16 protein-coding genes and 1 tRNA gene are annotated in these 16,991 nt (G+C 62.8%); 12 read left to right on the forward strand and 5 right to left on the reverse strand.

Going from position 1 to position 16,991, the window contains the following annotated elements; genetic code table 11:
• The first annotated feature begins 36 nt into the window (after positions 1–36).
• From QM659_RS04150 to QM659_RS04160, 3 genes are all read left to right on the forward strand, one after another.
• On the forward strand, positions 37–819 hold the full coding sequence (locus QM659_RS04150; protein WP_415187479.1) for an ABC transporter permease: 783 nt from the start codon (positions 37–39) through the stop codon (positions 817–819).
• Entirely contained in the window at positions 816–1,568 is a 753-nt protein-coding gene (locus QM659_RS04155) for an ABC transporter ATP-binding protein (RefSeq protein ID WP_415187480.1), read from the forward strand. The genes QM659_RS04150 and QM659_RS04155 overlap by 4 nt, the downstream gene beginning before the upstream one ends.
• A 104-nt stretch (positions 1,569–1,672) precedes the next feature.
• Positions 1,673–1,846: a hypothetical protein gene (locus tag QM659_RS04160; protein WP_415187481.1), complete on the forward strand. Its 174-nt coding sequence runs from the start codon at positions 1,673–1,675 to the stop codon at positions 1,844–1,846.
• A 213-nt stretch (positions 1,847–2,059) separates the two neighbouring features.
• Here the strand turns inward: QM659_RS04160 and QM659_RS04165 are convergent.
• Positions 2,060–2,136, reverse strand: a tRNA-His gene (locus tag QM659_RS04165).
• A 560-nt stretch (positions 2,137–2,696) separates the two neighbouring features.
• Positions 2,697–3,077 (reverse strand): phasin family protein, encoded by a 381-nt coding sequence (locus tag QM659_RS04170; protein ID WP_303486610.1) that lies wholly within the window; start codon positions 3,075–3,077, stop codon positions 2,697–2,699.
• 273 nt (positions 3,078–3,350) lie between these two features.
• Between QM659_RS04170 and QM659_RS04175 the strand changes: the two genes are divergently transcribed.
• From QM659_RS04175 to QM659_RS04215, 9 genes are all read left to right on the forward strand, one after another.
• Positions 3,351–4,325 (forward strand): hypothetical protein, encoded by a 975-nt coding sequence (locus QM659_RS04175; protein WP_415187482.1) that lies wholly within the window; start codon positions 3,351–3,353, stop codon positions 4,323–4,325.
• 85 nt (positions 4,326–4,410) lie between these two features.
• Positions 4,411–5,166, forward strand: coding sequence for an ABC transporter ATP-binding protein (locus QM659_RS04180; RefSeq protein WP_415187483.1), 756 nt, complete (start codon positions 4,411–4,413; stop codon positions 5,164–5,166).
• Positions 5,159–5,938 (forward strand): ABC transporter ATP-binding protein, encoded by a 780-nt coding sequence (locus tag QM659_RS04185; protein WP_415187484.1) that lies wholly within the window; start codon positions 5,159–5,161, stop codon positions 5,936–5,938. The genes QM659_RS04180 and QM659_RS04185 overlap by 8 nt, the downstream gene beginning before the upstream one ends.
• A gap of 35 nt (positions 5,939–5,973) precedes the next feature.
• On the forward strand, positions 5,974–7,185 hold the full coding sequence (locus tag QM659_RS04190) for an ABC transporter substrate-binding protein (protein ID WP_127075943.1): 1,212 nt from the start codon (positions 5,974–5,976) through the stop codon (positions 7,183–7,185).
• 71 nt (positions 7,186–7,256) lie between these two features.
• The gene (locus QM659_RS04195; RefSeq protein WP_245433916.1) at positions 7,257–8,375 is read left to right on the forward strand and encodes a branched-chain amino acid ABC transporter permease; all 1,119 of its coding nucleotides are present in this window, start codon (positions 7,257–7,259) and stop codon (positions 8,373–8,375) included.
• On the forward strand, positions 8,375–9,424 hold the full coding sequence (locus tag QM659_RS04200) for a branched-chain amino acid ABC transporter permease (RefSeq protein ID WP_415187485.1): 1,050 nt from the start codon (positions 8,375–8,377) through the stop codon (positions 9,422–9,424). Before QM659_RS04195 ends, QM659_RS04200 begins: the two co-directional genes overlap by 1 nt.
• A 902-nt stretch (positions 9,425–10,326) precedes the next feature.
• A complete protein-coding gene (locus QM659_RS04205) occupies positions 10,327–11,613 on the forward strand; it encodes a hemolysin family protein (protein WP_415187486.1) in 1,287 nt (428 codons plus the stop codon).
• Positions 11,614–11,657: 44 nt separating this feature from the next.
• Entirely contained in the window at positions 11,658–12,527 is an 870-nt protein-coding gene (locus QM659_RS04210) for an NAD(P)-dependent oxidoreductase (RefSeq protein ID WP_415187487.1), read from the forward strand.
• A 198-nt stretch (positions 12,528–12,725) separates the two neighbouring features.
• Positions 12,726–13,652: a hypothetical protein gene (locus QM659_RS04215; RefSeq protein WP_303486626.1), complete on the forward strand. Its 927-nt coding sequence runs from the start codon at positions 12,726–12,728 to the stop codon at positions 13,650–13,652.
• 62 nt (positions 13,653–13,714) lie between these two features.
• Here the strand turns inward: QM659_RS04215 and QM659_RS04220 are convergent, their stop codons facing one another.
• The 3 genes from QM659_RS04220 to trpA are packed head-to-tail and all read right to left on the reverse strand — an operon-like array spanning position 13,715 to position 16,981.
• Complete coding sequence (locus QM659_RS04220) at positions 13,715–15,085, reverse strand: bifunctional folylpolyglutamate synthase/dihydrofolate synthase (RefSeq protein WP_415187488.1); 1,371 nt, start codon at positions 15,083–15,085, stop codon at positions 13,715–13,717.
• Entirely contained in the window at positions 15,082–16,110 is a 1,029-nt protein-coding gene (accD, locus tag QM659_RS04225; RefSeq protein WP_127075937.1) for an acetyl-CoA carboxylase, carboxyltransferase subunit beta, read from the reverse strand. The genes QM659_RS04220 and accD overlap by 4 nt, the downstream gene beginning before the upstream one ends.
• Before the next feature lie 49 nt (positions 16,111–16,159).
• Positions 16,160–16,981, reverse strand: coding sequence for a tryptophan synthase subunit alpha (gene trpA / locus QM659_RS04230; protein ID WP_415187506.1), 822 nt, complete (start codon positions 16,979–16,981; stop codon positions 16,160–16,162).
• Between the last annotated feature and the right edge of the window lie 10 nt (positions 16,982–16,991).

Below are 16,991 nucleotides of genomic sequence, written 5' to 3' on the forward strand. Positions count from 1 at the left end.
GTTCGCCCAGGCACGCAAGAATGGATTCTTACCGTCATGAGCCTCGTATTGCGCAGCATATTGAATATTTTCGATAAGAATTTCTCACTCATCGGCATTCTTCTCATATGGCAGAGCAGCTGCGATCTGGGGCTGATTAGCAAGAACATTCTCGCCTCCCCCCTGGATGTTCTGGCCTCTGGATGGAGCCTGCTGAAATCGGGCGATCTCCTGACACATATATCGGTCTCATTTCTGAGAGCGCTCAGTGGCCTCGCCCTAGGCGTGAGCCTTGGGACGATGCTTGCCCTGCTGTCGGGCCTGAGCGACTGGGGACGACGGATCGTCGACGGCCCGGTGCAGGCGGCCCGGGCATTGCCGTTCCTCGGGCTGGTCCCGCTGTTCATCCTATGGTTTGGCATAGGCGAAATGCCAAAGATTGCCCTGGTTGCCCTTGCGACGATATTTCCTATATATATTAATCTGTTATCCGGGATCCGTGGGGTCGACTCCAAGCTCATGGAGGCCGGAATTTGTTTCGGGCTAAGCCGCACCGAGCAGATTGTCCATGTGGTGCTGCCGGGAGCCGCGCCCTCCTTCCTGACCGGACTACGTCATGCGCTGACCGTTTCCTGGCTTAGCCTCGTAGCAGCAGAGCAAATAAACGCCACCCAAGGCGTCGGCTACCTGATATTGCAAGCCCGCGAATTCTTGAGGACCGACATCATGCTCGTCGGATTAACCGTTTATGCCCTCTTGGGCGTTTCGACCAATGCCTTGGTCCAAGCCATCGAACGCCGGGCTTTGGCTTGGCGCGCGCCAGTTGGAGTCGAAGCGTGAGAGACGAAACTCTGGCCGTTCCTGAGGTCGTCCCGCTCGCTCCACCAGCCGTTCGAGTGAGGGGCCTCAACCGTGCCTTCGGAAACGTCACCATCCTTGACCGACTGGAGTTGAATATCTCCGCCGGGGAATTCGTCGCCATGCTGGGACGAAGCGGTTCGGGCAAGACCACCCTGCTGCGCGCCTTGGCCGGTATCGACCCCGCACCAGTCGGAGTGGTGGAGGTGGCCGAGCCCTGGGCGATGGTTTTCCAGGAACCGCGGCTGTTTCCCTGGATGCGCGTGCGCCGGAACGTGGCGATTGGCCTGCGGGGGCCTGACGTTCAGGAACGGGCCGTTCGGGCGCTGCGCGAAGTCGGCCTGAACCATCGTTTGGACGCATGGCCGCTGACGCTTTCGGGCGGCGAAGCGCAACGGGCGGCTCTGGCCCGCGCGTTGGTCCGCGAGCCGCATCTTCTCCTGCTTGACGAGCCCTTCGCCTCTCTGGACGCGTTGACGCGTCTGCAAATGCACGATCTGGTGCTGTCGTTGTGGCGCACCCATCGACCGGCCGTCCTGGCGGTAACCCACGACGTGGACGAAGCCATTCGACTGGCGGACCGTGTCATCGTCCTGTCGGCCGGTCGCATCGCCGCCGATCTGCCGGTTGATCTACCGCGCCCGCGCGACCAGGGTCTTGCGGGGTTTTCTGCTCTTCGACATCGCCTGCTCAGCCTTCTTGGCGTCAAGACCAATGACGCCGCCGGCTGAATGCGACAAACCTGACGGTTTCTCCTGTCTGCGCCATCTGCTGCTCGAGTTCGATCTCGCGGAACGCCGGTGCGCGAGGCGATGGAGATCGCGCTCGACGACAAATGCGAGTACGTGGCGATGCTGCGAAGAGCCGGATCCGCACGCCCTGCTACATTTCGAGCTTCGGCGACGGCTTCTTCGTGGCGAACAATCATCCGGGCGCGCAAGACGTGTTCCTCGACCCGCCGTGGACTCGCAGCTGGTATCAGGCGCTGCGGAGCCTACCGGAACAATGATTTGGACGTGAGGCGCGACGGCAAAAGGACAGTATTCATTCCGTCCAATTTTGTCATTCCGTCCGCCCTACCCACACCGGCACCGAAAGCTGTGAAAGGCCGCATTCGTTAACGAGGATTCACGGGTCTGCAAAGGCTTCCGCTTTGATGTCGCCGGTGATGTCCCCGGCTTCGGTTAGGCTTTTTCGATTTGCCCTAACCCCTTGATTTGAATGGTACCGCTGCCCCGGCTCGAACGGGGGACCCCCAGATCCACAATCTGGTGCTCTAACCAACTGAGCTACAGCGGCGAAGGAGTGCGCAATAAACAGCGTTTCGTTGCAAAATTCAAGGCGTGATTTCGAAATTGCGGCGATGAAAAGGGCGACGCGTCAACGCACGGCAAACCGAGGAAATGAAACGGGATGCCCCCCCAGAGAACGGTCGGCCGTTGGCCGAAACACGCACCCGCGGCTTCTGAAAAACCGGCGCGATTGCATACTTTCGGCGGCTTGCGGCGGTGCGTGCCCTCTGTGGCGTCTGCCGCGAGCAGAGGGTTCCCGGTCGCGCGAGGCACCCGAAACGGCTGCTGTTCCGGGAGAGCCACATTATCTTGGCGAGATAAAAAAGCGTCCATGACGATTCGCGACAACGAATTCGTCCTGAACGCTCGACACCGGCGCGAGGCGAGCCCCGTTCTACCACACCGACATTCTGCACCCGTTTGCAGCACGCTTGCGAGCAAACGTCGGATCAACAGAACATCTCGCAACACCATGACGCTAGCGGAGCTTTTGACGTTTGAGCGAGAGTTCGCCGCAAGCGGGACTCAAACGTCAAATTCACTCCACTAGCCCGGCCTTCCACGCGATCAATACTGGTTGGTCGGATTGACCTTCTGCGCGGACTGCGCGACGAGGCGCGTCAATTCCTGCGCCTGCTGCGCGTAGGCTTCGACCTGCTGGCGAGCGAACTGGTTCTGAATGTCGAGCGCTTCCTTGATGTCTTTCGCGTGGACGAGACGCTGAGCCAGCTCGAACTGCGCCTGAAGATTGGCTTCCGTAAACTTTACGGCCTTCTCGTTGATCTCGCGCGCGCCGTTGGCGAACACGTCCGACGACTTCAGCACCACATCGTTCGCCTGACGGGCGGCTTCGATGAAGCGGTTGTAAGCTTCGCGGGTCTGCTCGACGCTCTTCGCGGCAAGGTCGCGGACCGAGGACGGAATTTCGAAATCGAGGGGCTGCGTCATGGCGTTTTCTCCTGGTGGAAGGCTCGGCTATAGGCTTCGGAAGCGAGTCATCATCGCTGTTTCCTATATAATTCCAAATTTGGTGCGTTGCAACGCGGATTTTTGTGCATCGCACAATTTTTCGCTCATTCCTCGTTTCCGCACGGCAACGGCCCCCGAAAAGTGGCCGAAGCGGTCTTCCACGCCCTTGCTTTTTGCCGCGAACACGTTCCATGTGATGCGTCCTGAGTTTGGTTGTACTGCTTGAGCACAACTGGTCAGGAATCTCGCGCCTTGGCAAAAAGCCCGCATACAATAACAGCGACAGGTCAACCGTCCCTGCCTGACCTTCTCTTTTCGCCGCGCGCAGCCTTCATCTGGAACGGGGCGCGCAATGCGGTCGCATGGATGAACCCGGCGGCGCGGACTTCGTTCGAACTTCGTGCCGAGGACTTCACCGAGGCGCTTCCGAAGCGCTTCGTCCAGAAACTGCAGCGGCTGACCGAGGGCGACGCCGGCGGGAGCGTGCGACTCAAGCTCACCGGGCGGCCCCCGCTCGATTGCTTCGCGGAAGTCCTCCATCTTGCCGACGGTGAAAAGGGCCTCATCGTTGCGGAAACAGACGGAGACTTTTGCCCGCAAGTGACACGCATGGCGCCGAAGCCCTCCGGGAGACCGGCGCGCAAGAAAAGCCGCGCGAAAACCGGCACGCCGCCCCCCGTACAAACTCTCACCGAAGCCGAGATGAGCGCATTCAAGGCGCTTGGTCGAAAGATGAAACGTCTCTGCGCCGATAAGAGAAGCCGCCCCGCCGAGTCGCCGTCCGAGCCGCCCTTCCCTCCCCTCCGGGCCGCGTCCCCCCCATCTCCCCCGACCGCTGAAAGCTTCCTGCAGGTTTTCGATCTCGTCCTCTTCCTCGGAAGCGACCTGGACGTCGTGCGCGTCTCGGGACGCGCCGCGCGGTTCGGCTGGAAAAAGGCCGAGCTACACGGCATGCCGGTTCTCGATCTGCTTCCCGACGCTGACGGCACGATCCTTCGACGCATGTCTCATCGCCTCGCTTCGCCGCGAACACGCACCGCAAGTGAAACTCTTTGGTTTGCAACCGGCGAAGGGCCGACGCTTCCCTGCCGCGCCGCACTCTGCCGCTGGCCCGGCGAACGCACCGCCTATGCGCTGTTGCTCCTCGCGCTGGACCCGCCGCAACGGCTGAAGCGTTCGCGCGAGAAGACGGCGCCGATTTCGCTCGCTTCCCGTCGCGCCGCCTGAGTCCGCGTCATACCGCCGCGACTATGGTCGGGGATGACATGGACGCATGGCCGATGCACCTTTCCCGCATGCGTGGGAGAGAACGATGGCCGAAGACGTCGTTTTGCAGACAACGGGCCTGACGAAGGAATTTCGCGGCTTCGTGGCCGTGAACGGCGTCGATCTGAAGATTCGTCACGGCACCATCCACGCCCTCATCGGCCCGAACGGCGCTGGCAAGACGACCTGCTTCAATCTGCTCACGAAGTTCCTGAACCCGACGCGCGGGACGATCCTCTACAAGGGAGAGGATATCACGAAGACGCCGCCCGCCGATGTGGCGCGCATGGGCCTCGTCCGCTCCTTCCAGATTTCGGCGGTTTTTCCCCATCTCACTGCGCTCGAAAACGTGCGTATCGCACTGCAGCGAAAGCGCGGCGACAGTTTCGATTTCTGGCGCTCCGAGGCCGTCCTGCGCGACCTCGACGGCAGCGCGGGTGAGCTGCTGGAGGCGGTCGGCCTTGGCGACTTCGCCGCGACGCTCGCGGGCGAACTGTCCTATGGCCGCAAGCGCTCGCTCGAAATCGCGACAACGCTTGCCCTCGACCCCGCCGTGATGCTGCTCGACGAGCCGATGGCGGGCATGGCGCATGAGGATGTCGGCCGCATCGCGGCGCTCATCGCGCGAGTTGCAGAAAACCGCACCATCCTCATGGTCGAGCATAATCTCTCGGTCGTGGCCGACCTTTCGGACACGATCACCGTGCTCGCGCGCGGGCGGGTGCTGGCGGAAGGCGATTACGCCGCCGTTTCGAAGGATGAACGCGTCATCGAAGCCTATATAGGGGTTGGCCATGCCTGAGCGCGACCCCCCTCCTGAGCGCGGAACTCCTGAGCGCGGATTGGCCGAGGCGAAAGCCATCCGGCAGGCGGTGGCTCCGGTGCTGGCGGTTTCCGGCCTCGAAGCCTGGTACGGCGAAAGCCACGTGCTGCATGGCGTGACGTTCGACCTTCGACCGGGCGAAGTGGTCACGCTGCTCGGTCGCAACGGCGCCGGCAAGACAACGACATTGCGCGCGATCATGGGCCTACTCGCGAAGCGGCAAGGCTCCGTGCTGTTCGACGGCGTGGAAACCATCGCCTTTGCCTCTCGAACCATCGCGCGGCTCGGCATGGGCTACGTGCCGGAAGAGCGCGGCATCTTCGCGAGCCTTTCGGTCGAGGAAAACCTCATGCTGCCGCCCGTGGTCAAGCCGGGCGGCCTTGCCGTCGACCGCATCTACGACATGTTTCCGAACATCAAGGAGCGCCGGGGAAGCCAGGGCACAAAGCTTTCGGGCGGCGAGCAGCAGATGCTCGCCATAGCCCGTATCCTCCGCACCGGCGCGCGAACGCTGCTTCTCGACGAGCCGACCGAGGGGCTTGCGCCCGTCATCGTTCAGCAGATCGGCCGCACCATCCGCGAGCTGAAGAAGGACGGCTTCAACATCGTGCTCGTCGAACAGAATTTCCATTTCGCAGCCACCGTAGCCGACCGCCATTTCGTGGTCGAGCAAGGCAAGGTGGTCGACATGATTCCGAACGCGGACCTTGAGGCGAACAAGGCGAAACTGCACGGCTATCTCGGCGTTTAGGTCATCATTAAAGTAAAAAGCGGGAGCGAAAACGCATGAACATCAGGACGGTATTCATCGCGGGGGCGGCATTGCTATTCGCCGCAACAGCCGTGCATGCCCAGACGCCGGTCAAGATCGGCGTGCTGAACGACCGCTCAAGCCTCTACGCCGATCTCGGCGGCGAAGGCTCGGTCGTCGCCGCGAAGCTCGCGGTCGAGGATTTCAAGGCCGCCGACAAGGGCCTCAAGGTCGACGTCATCGCGGCGGACCATCAGAACAAGTCCGACATCGCGGTGAACACCGCGCGCGAATGGTTCGACCAGCAGGGCGTCGACCTCATCGTCGACACGCCGAATTCCGGCGTCGCGCTGGCGGTGAGCGAGATCGTGAAGGAAAAGAACAAGGTTTTCATCAACTCGGGCGCGGCGTCGTCCGATCTCACCGGCGCGAAATGCACGCCGAACACCATCCACTGGACCTACGACACCTGGCAGCTCGCCAACGGCACGGGGTCCGCGATCGTGAAGCAGGGCGGCGACAAGTGGTTCTTCATAACCGCCGATTACGCCTTCGGCCATGCGCTCGAACGCGACACCGCGAAGGTGGTGAAAGACGCCGGCGGCACCGTGCTCGGCTCGGTGAAGGCGCCGCTCAACACACAGGACTTCTCGTCCTTCCTGCTTCAGGCGCAATCATCGGGCGCGAAAATCGTCGGCCTTGCCAATGCCGGCGGCGACACGATCAACTCGATCAAGCAGGCGTCCGAGTTCGGCATCGTGCAGGGCGGCCAGAACCTCGCGGGCCTGTTGATCTTCCTGACGGACATCCACTCGCTCGGGCTGAAGACGGCGCAGGGCCTCATCTTCACCGCCTCCTTCTACTGGGATCTGAACGACGACACGCGCGCCTTTGCGGACCGCTTCCAGAAGCAGACAGGCCGTAAGCCGACCATGGTCCAGGCCGGCGTCTATTCCGGTGTGCTCCATTATCTGAAGGCGGTAGAGGCGCTGAAAAGTGCGAAGGACGGCGCTGCGGTCGTCACGCAGATGAAGGCGACGCCCACCGACGATCCGCTGTTCGGCAAGGGCGAAGTGCGCGCCGACGGTCGCAAGATCCACGACTCCTACCTCTTTGAAGTGAAGAAGCCGGAAGAGTCGAAGGGGCCGTGGGACTATTACAAGCTGCTCGCTACGACGCCGAAGGAAAAGGCTTTCCGTCCGCTTTCGGAAGGCGGCTGCCCGCTCGTGGCCTCGGCTGCGAAGTAACCGCGCGGTTTCGGCAGGACACCGCGGCGCCGTGACGAAAACGGCGCCGCACTTCGCGGAGATGGAAGGCCATGTTCGAACTCATCGGCGTGCCGCCGCAGGCGCTGTTCGGCCAGCTCCTCCTGGGGCTCATCAACGGCTCATTTTACGCGCTGCTCAGCCTCGGGCTCGCGGTGATCTTCGGCCTGCTCAATATCATCAACTTCGCCCACGGCGCGCAATACATGCTCGGCGCCTTCGCGGCGTATCTGCTCCTGAACAACCCGTTCTATTCCATCGGCTACTGGCCCGCGCTGATCCTCGCGCCGGTGATCGTGGGGGGCCTCGGCATGCTGCTTGAGCGGAACCTCATTTCGCAGTTGAACGTGCGCTCCAAGACACGTCCGCTGATCTTCATCGCAAGTTTCGTCGCGACCTTTCTTGCGCTCGCCGCTTCGCATTTGTCCGGCGGCGCGGTGCCCGATCTCGCCTCGCTCGCCGGTTACAAGCTCGACCCGGCGGCGGCCTACGGCATCGCGGCGATCGGTGCGCTTCTGTTCACCTCGCTTCTTTCCGCGACGAACATGCTGAAGGCGCCCGACGCCGACCAGAACACCGACCATCTCTACGGTCTGCTGCTCACTTTCGGCCTCGCCATCATCATCCAGGGGCTGTTCGTGAATCAATACGGTTCCTCGGGCCTGCCCTATACGATCCCGGACGAACTCAAGGGTGGCCAGAATCTCGGCTTCATGTTTCTGCCGATCTATCGCGGCTGGGTGATCGTGGCCTCGCTCGCCGTCTGCATCGCGACGTGGCTCATCATCGAGAAGACAAAGCTCGGCGCCTATTTGCGCGCGGCGACGGAAAACCCGACCCTGCTGTCGGCCTTCGGCGTGAACGTGCCTCGCCTCGTGACCTTCACATACGGCTTCGGCGTTGCGCTGGCGGGCCTCGCGGGTGTGCTTGCCGCGCCGATCTACTCGGTGAACCCCAACATGGGGGCGGATCTCATCATCGTGGTGTTCGCGGTCGTCGTGATCGGCGGCATGGGCTCGATCCTCGGCGCCATCGTGACGGGCTTCATGCTCGGCATCGTGGAGGGGCTGACAAAAGTCTTCTACCCGGAAGCCGCATCCGTGGTGATCTTCGTCATCATGGCCATCGTGCTGCTGATCAAGCCCGCCGGACTGTTCGGAAGGACCGCCTGATGACTCTCGACCAGCCGCGAATTATCGCCTCGCAAGCCGTCCGGCCGTTCGCCGCATCGCCCTCGTTCCTTCACGCCGCGCTGTTCGCCGGGTTGGCGGCGCTGCTGGCGATCCTGCCCGCGCTCGGCCTTTACCCGTTCGTGCTCGCGCAGCTCCTGTGCTTCGCGCTGTTCGCCTGCGCCTTCAACATGCTGCTCGGCTTCGTGGGGCTTCTCTCTTTCGGCCACGCGATGTTCTTCGGCATGGCGTCCTATGTGGCAGCCTATACGGCGAAAAGCGGCCTCGCCTCCCTGCCCTTCTGGCTGCCGGGTGTCGGGCGCTTCGAGATCCCGGTCGGCCTTCCGCCCTTTGCGCCAGAGCTTGCGATGCTTGCGGGCGCTGCTGTTGCGGCGGTGCTCGGCCTTATCGTCGGCGCGCTCGCCATCAAGCGGCAGGGCATCTATTTCGCGATGATCACGCTGGCGCTCGCGCAGATGGTCTACTTCTTCTCGCTGCAAGCTCCGTTCACGGGCGGCGAGAACGGCATTCAGGGCGTGCCGCGCGGTCATTTCCTCGGCTTCATCGACCTTCGCGACGACATAACGCTCTATTATGTGGTCGCCGCGATCTTCTTCGCGGGCTTCCTGCTAATCTACCGCATCATCCACTCGCCGTTCGGGCAGGTGCTGAAGGCCATCCGCGATAACGAGCCGCGCGCGATCTCGCTCGGCTACCGCACCCAGCGTTACAAGCTGGCGGTTTTCGTCCTTTCGGCGGGGCTCGCCGGGCTCGCGGGCGGCATGAAGGCCGTCGTGTCGCAGATCGCCACGCTTACAGATGTGCACTGGACCATGTCCGGCGAGGTGGTGCTGATGACGCTCGTCGGCGGAATGGGCACGATCTACGGCCCCGTGATCGGCGCGGTCATCATTATCGCGATCCAGACCTATCTCAACAATCTCGGCGCCTGGGTGACGATCGTGCAGGGGACGATCTTCGTCATCTGCGTGATGCTGTTCCGCGAAGGAATCGTAGGCAGGCTGAGCCGCTGGATCAAGCGTCCGCTCTGATCGTTCGATTCGTCCCGAGCGGTTGCCGCGAACATGGCCGGAGGAGGCGAAAATTCTCGCGCCCCCTGAACGCGTTAACACGGCGTTAAGGCGTGTTAACCTTTTGTTAAGCCTGTGCGATGACGATAGAATCGCGTTATGCTGAACATCAGTGCTTCACGATTTTCGCCTATAAAGGCCAAGTCGCAGGCACCCTGTAAGGGTAGCGCAGGGTGTTGCGTCCGCGACGGCAAGCGCCGTCGTCGAGTTGCCGCGCAGGCGTGCCGGTTTCGCGCGGGCGAAGACGTCGGCGGCGAAACGTCTCCCGGCTTCCGAATGCCCGCAGAGCCTCCATTCCAGCGCGGAAAGCAGAGCGTGAGGGGGCTCATACGTTCGATCCGGGCTTTCTCCTCGACGACACAGAGCCCAGGGCGACAGTCGGAGGACCGATGCTGAAAGCAGCTCTCGCAGGTCTCTTACGGTACCGTTCGCAGCAGATTTTTGGTGGGGGTGTACGCAGGCGGTGCATGACTCTTCCCGAGAGTGACATTTTCCGAATGCATCAACATCTCTATCCTCCGAGTGGGCGGAGGTAGTTCGAGCCTTCGGGCGGCTCTGACGGCGAATGCTTCCTTCGGGGTGCTTGCCGTGGACGGGTTCGCCCATGACGCCGGAAGCCGGGTGCAGCCCGGTTTCCAATAAAGGTCTTCCCTTGATTGCACGTGTTGTCTGCGGAGATGTCCGAAGGAGAAGACAAATCCAGTCGACAGGCCGACAGCATACCACGTCGATATCTCAAGGCAGGGTGAACGGATGTCGTTCGGGGCCGCCGCGATGCGGAAAATTGGCGCTGAACCCATATTTTATTACGGTTGTCGCGAACACCCGCTATAACATCCGAAGAAGCGACACCTCACACATCGATGCCCTGGCCCGAACTCCTCGTCCTCGTCTCTCTTATTTTGCTCAACGCCTTTCTGGTGGCGGCAGAGCTTGCGATCGTCTCATCGCGACCGGCACGACTGCAAAAGTTCGTCAGCGATGGAAAAAAGGGGGCCGTTGCCGCGACCGCTCTCAATGCGGACCCGGGACGCTTCCTTCCCGCAGTGCAGATCGGCATCACCTTTGTCGCAATCATATCCGGCGCATATGGCGAGCAGGCTCTCGCGCCGAGCTTCACCACCGCGCTCGAAGAGGTGGGCTGGTTCGGCGCGTGGTCCGGGTGGGTCGCGTCAGTCATCGTCGTCGTCGTTATCTCGTACTTCTCGCTGGTGATCGGCGAACTCGTGCCGAAAAGGCTCGCGCTCTCGAACCGCGAGGTCATCGCCTGCTTCGTCGCGCCCACCATGAATGTCTGGGCGACCATTTCGACCCCGATCTCCTACTTTCTTCGCATCTCCACGGATGCCGTGCTTCGGCTCGCGGGCCCGATGAAGGCCGAGCCGGAAATCACCGAGGAAGAGGTGAAATCGATGATCGCGGAGGGCACGGAAGCGGGCGTGTTCGAAAAGGCCGAGCAGGAAATCATCGAACGCGTGCTGAGCGTCGCCGACCGCTCTGTGCGCTCGATCATGGTGCCCCGGCGAGACATCATCTGGCTGGACGTCAACGATGGCGAGGACGCCATCTTCAACGACATCTTCGCGAGCGGTCATTCGCGCTTTCCCGTGTGCCGCAGCGACGTGGACGAAACGCTCGGGGTTATCCACGCGAAAACGCTGCTCGAACAATGCCGCCATGGCGGCAAGATCAATCTCGAAGCTGCGATCATGGCGCCGCTCTACGTTCATGAGAGCACGAACGTGCTGAAGCTTCTCGAAATGTTCAAGAACACGCTCGTTCACATGGCGATCGTGCTCGACGAACACGGCACCGTGCAGGGTATCGTGACTCCCGCCGACATTCTGGCGGGGATCGCGGGCGAATTGCCGGAAGAAGAAGCCGACATCGGGCAGTCCGCCGTTCAACGCGAGGACGGCTCCTGGCTGCTCGACGCGCAGATGCCCGTCTACGAGGTCGAGCGCGTGCTCGACGTGCATGGCATGGCCGTGGATGACGCCGAATATACGACGCTTGCGGGCTTCGTTCTGGCACAGCTCGGGCACATTCCGGCGGTGGGCGAGAAGTTCCGCTGGCGCTCATGGGTGTTCGAGGTCATCGATCTCGACGGTCGCCGTATCGACAAGGTGCTCGCGTTCCGCCCCGTGTAAGAACGCGTCGCAGATCGGCCCCCTTAAACTGAAGGAGCGCGCTCGTGAGCAAGGTTGCATTCATCGGACTGGGCGTCATGGGCTATCCCATGGCCGGGCATATCGCCAGGCGCGGCCACGATGTGACGGTCTTCAACCGCACGGCGGCGAAGGCGCAAAAATGGGTGGCCGAATTCGGCGGGCGCCAGGCGCAGACACCCGCATCGGCCGCAAGGGACGCGGATTTCGTTTTCTCCTGCGTCGGCAACGACAACGACCTGCGCGAGGTGACGACAGCACCGGACGGCGCGTTCGGCGCTCTGAAGCCGGGCGCGATCTTCATCGACAACACGACCGATTCGGCCGACGTCGCGCGCGAGCTTTACGCCGCCGCGAAGTCTCACGGCGCGCATTTTCTCGACGCTCCCGTCTCGGGCGGTCAGGCGGGCGCGGAAAACGGCGTCCTGACGGTGATGGTTGGCGGGGACGCGGAAGCCTTCGCCGCCGCGGAGCCGGTCATCGCCTCGTTCGCGCGCGCCGTGAAGCACCTGGGGCCATCGGGCGCGGGCCAATTGACCAAGATGGTCAACCAAATCTGCATCGCTGGCGTGGTGCAGGGGCTCGCCGAGGCCATCCACTTCGCCCAGAAATCCGGGCTCGACGTAGAGGCTGTGATCGACACGATTTCCAAGGGCGCGGCGCAGTCCTGGCAGATGGAAAACCGCTGGAAAACGATGGACGAGGGCCGTTTCGACTTCGGCTTCGCGGTCGACTGGATGCGGAAGGATCTCGCGATCTGTCTCGACGAGGCCCGTAAAAACGGCGCTCAGCTTCCCCTCGCCGCGCTTGTCGATCAGTTCTATTCCGAGGTGCAGGCGATGGGCGGCAAGCGCTGGGACACGTCGAGCCTCATTGCACGCCTGAACCGGAAATGAGCGCGCGGCGGCTGCATTGTCCGGTTTTAACGAGCAGTTAACACAACTTTTGCGCGATATTTGGTGTTCCAGAAGCAACACTCGCATTCTCGCCGGAAGCCCTTGATCGATATCAACAGGCTCGGTAACGGACTTGCCTTGTTACTCGATAGGCCCCGCATGTAAGCTTGCGCCGGGCTTGGGTCGGGGCATTGTTTCATGCGTATTGCGCACTTTTTTTCCGTCGCCGCTTCATGCGCGCTTGTCGGGCTTGGGGGCTGTACGACTGTTCCCGCACTCAGCCCCATCAACGGCACCGAGGCGCTTGAGGACGGCAGCATCCCGATCAATGAGGTCGTCAAGCGCGTCAAATGCGAAATTTACGACGCGACGCGCGACATTCCGAAGGAATATGCCTGGTTTGAGACCTGGGGCGCGAATGTCGATCTCGACCTGATCGCCAACGAATCTTCCTCCATCACGCCTTCGATCGCGGTGCTCGACCCGTTTACGCAGATCAGAACGGCCACGCTCGGCACATTCTCCAGAGGCTTTTCGCTCGGCCTCGGCGGCGGCGTTGTCACCACCGCTTCGCGGACGGAGAGCGTGAGCTTCTCCATGAACTTCGCGGAGGTGCACGAGCAGCTCAACCCGGCGAGCCGGATCAACCGCCGGGCGGCTTTCGACGATTGCAACCTTCCCAAGGGCCGCGACCTGAACAGCGATCTCGGGCTGCGGCAGTGGATCAAATCGGTGCTCGGCCCGCTTGAAGGCGGCAAGCGTGCCCTGCTCTCCCCCCAACCGAAACAAGGCACGCGGCGGGCCGCACCGCCCGCCTTCACCTGCCGCCAGAGGTCGGGCGTGCCTTCGTCAGACTGCGAGGCGCCGCTGAAGTCGATCACGCACTCGATCGAGTTCAGCGTCGTGAAAAGCGCAAACGTCAGCCCAAGCTGGACGCTGGTCTATTTCAAGGGCCATAATGGCAACAGCTCCTTCGCGAGCGCGGGCCGAACCGATACGCACAGGCTGAAGATCACCCTGGGCCCAAGCGCCGAAACGCGCACGAACGCGAGCACACAGCAAAGCTTGCGCGAGATTGCGCCGGCCATCTCGAACGCGGTCGGGCAAACGCTCGGCGCTCGATAAGCGGCGAAATCGCATCCTCAAAAGCGCGCCGTTAAGGAAGTCGCTGAAAAACGATGCGAAATTCAGGCGCGCGGTTTTTCGGCGTGAGCCGCGAGCGCCGAACCGGCGAGATAGAGCGAGCCCGCAACGACGATGCGGACCGGGCCTTTCGCAGCGGCCCGGCTTTTCGCGAACGCCTCTTCGAGGCTCCCTGCGGCTTCGGCGGCCAATCCCTCGCGGCGGGCGATGGCGGCAAGCTCGTCCGCCGTATAGGCTGACGACTGTCCCTCGATGCCGACTGTGGCCGTAAGCTCGGGCAAGCCCTGAAAGTGGCGGAGGAAACCGCCCGCGTCCTTCGTCGACAGCATGCCGACGATGAGATGAATGGGGCTCGACACGCGTTCTTCGAGGTCGGCGAGCGCGCGCGCGATCACTTCGCCCGCAGCCGGATTATGCCCGCCGTCGACCCATATTTCCGAGCCCTCCGGCGCGAGAGCATGAAGATGCCCGGGGCCGAGCCGTTCGAGCCGGGCGGGCCAGACCGCCGACGTGATGCCCTTTGCGATGGCGGCGTCGGACACGTGGAAACCTTCGAGATTGCGCGCCGTAGCTATGGCGGTGCCCGCGTTCTCGAACTGGTGGCGCCCGACGAGACGAGGAAGCGGCAGGTCGAGCAGGCTTTCTTCGTCCTGATAGACGAGATGCCCCTGCTGCTCGAAAACGTCCCAGCTTGCGCCGCCAGCGATGACGGGCGCTTCAAGGGAAGCGGCGCGCACGGCGATGACGCGCATCGCCTCGTCCGATTGACGCGACACGATGGCGGGCCGACCGCGCTTCAGAATGCCTGCCTTCTCGCCTGCTATAGCCTCGATGGTATCGCCGAGATAGGAGCAGTGATCGAGCGAGATCGAGGTCAGCACCGTTGCCAACGGCTCGTCGATGACGTTGGTGGCGTCGAGCCGCCCCCCGAGTCCCGTTTCGAGAAGGACGATGTCGGCCGGATTTTCCGCGAAGGCCAGAAACGCCGCCGCCGTGGTTATTTCGAAGAATGTGATCGGCTCGCCGCGATTGGCCGCCTCGGTGCGCGCGAGCACATCGGCCAGATGGCTCTCGCCGATCGGCCTGGCGCCGCCCTGCCCCGCAAGCTGGATGCGCTCGTGAAAGCGCAGCAGGTGCGGCGAGGTGAAGACGTGAACGCGATAGCCGGACGCTTCGAGCATCGCCTTCAGGAACGCGACGACCGACCCCTTGCCGTTCGTACCGGCGACGTGGATCACTGGCGGAATGCTGCGATGCGGGTCGCCCAGCGCGCGCAGGAGCCGGTAGACCCGGCCAAGCGAGAGGTCGATGATCTTCGGATGCAGCGTCTGAAGCCGCGCAAGCAGGCTGTCGGAAGGAAAATGCAAGGATATGTCCGAATTGCGAGGGGCGCGATCCTGCCCCGCTCCGCTCATGACGGCGTAGCGGGCGCCTGCGCCTTGGCCAGCTCGGGCGAGGCAGGCGCTGTGGTGGCGGCTGCGATCTGTTCCGCTGTTGCGGGAAGCTTGGCCTCGGGGGCGGCGCCATTCAGATGCCGGGCGTTACCCTCGGCGGAGGAAGCCTCTCCGCGCCCCTTGCCCTCTTCGGCGCGGCGTTCGGCCGAGAGCATTGCGCAGATCCGGGCGAGCGTCTCGCGCAATTCGTGGCGGTGCACCACCATATCGATCATGCCGTGTTCAAGGAGATATTCCGAGCGCTGGAAGCCGTCGGGCAACTTTTCCCGAATCGTCTGCTCGATCACGCGCGGCCCCGCGAAGCCGATGAGGGCGCCGGGTTCCGCGATATGGATGTCGCCGAGCATGGCATAGGAGGCCGTTACGCCGCCCGTGGTCGGGTTCGTCAGCACCACGATATAAGGAAGGCGCGCGTCGCGAAGGCGCTGCACCGCAACCGTGGTGCGCGGCATCTGCATGAGCGACATGATGCCTTCCTGCATGCGGGCGCCGCCGGACGACACGAAAAGAATGTAAGGGGCCTTCAGCTCGACCGCTTTCATCATGCCGAGGATGATCGCCTCGCCCGCAGCCATGCCGAGCGACCCCCCCATGAAGGAGAAGTCCTGCACGCCCGCGACGACCGTCAGGCCGTCGAGCTGACCGACGCCGGTGAGCAGGGCATCCTGCATGCCGGTCTTCGCGCGCGCCTCTTTGATGCGGTCTGCGTAGCGCTTCTCGTCGCGGAATTTCAGGGGATCGGCGGGCACTTCGGGCGATGGCAGAGTCTCAAACTTGCCGTCATCGAAGAAGGATTTCAGCCGCGGCGTCGCACCGATGCGCATGTGATGGCCGGATTGCGGAAAAACGAACTGGTTCGCCTCCAGATCCTTGTGAAAAACCATCTGCCCGGTCTCCGGGCATTTGATCCAAAGGTTCTCCGGCATCTCCCTTTTCTGCCAGAGACCGCTGATCTTGGGGCGGACGACGTTATTGATCCAGTTCACGGCTTTTCACTTTCATCGCCTCGCGCGGGAGGCCATTCCCTTGTTCTGTTCAGGCTGCCTTGAGGCCGGCGGAGAGCTTCTCGACCATAGAGAGCACTGAGCTTACCGTTAGCTCGGTCGCGCGTCCCTTGTCGTCAAGGCTCTGGGCGATAGTATCGACCAGCGCGGAACCGACGACGACACCGTCGGCAACGCTGGCGATCGCCTTCGCCTGCTCGGGCGTGCGAACGCCGAAACCGACCGCGACGGGTAGCGTGGTTCGCGCCTTGATGCGCGCCACGTTCCTGGCGACGGCCTCAAGGTCGGGCGCGCGGGTGCCCGTCACGCCCGTAATCGAAACGTAGTAGACGAAGCCGCTCGTGTTCGCGAGAACGGCGCCGAGACGGTGGTCATCGGTTGTCGGCGTGGTCAGGCGGATGAAGTTCAGTCCGGCGTTGAGCGCCGGGATGCAAAGCTCGTCGTCGGCTTCCGGCGGCGCGTCCACCACGATCAGCCCATCGACGCCCGCCTCGACCGCATCGGCCAGGAACCGGTCCACCGGGTAGACGTAGATGGGGTTATAGTAGCCCATGAGCACGATGGGCGTCGTCTTGTTCGTCTCGCGGAAGGCGCGCACCATGGCGAGCGTCTTGTGCATGTCCTGGCCCGCGTGAAGCGCCCGCAGCGAGGCGCGCTGAATCGCCGGGCCGTCGGCCATCGGGTCGGAAAACGGCATGCCGAGTTCGATGACGTCCGCGCCCGCCCCCGGAAGACCTTTCAGGATTTCGAGCGACGTGGCGGTATCGGGATCGCCAGCCGTGATGAAGGTGACGAACGCCTTGCGGTCCTGAGCCGCCAGTTCTTCGAAGACTTTCGCGAGCCGATGCATGATCGCCTTGAGC

Origin of the sequence: Rhodomicrobium sp. (assembly GCF_047605405.1) — a bacterium.
Taxonomy (GTDB): domain Bacteria; phylum Pseudomonadota; class Alphaproteobacteria; order Rhizobiales; family Rhodomicrobiaceae; genus Rhodomicrobium; species Rhodomicrobium lacus.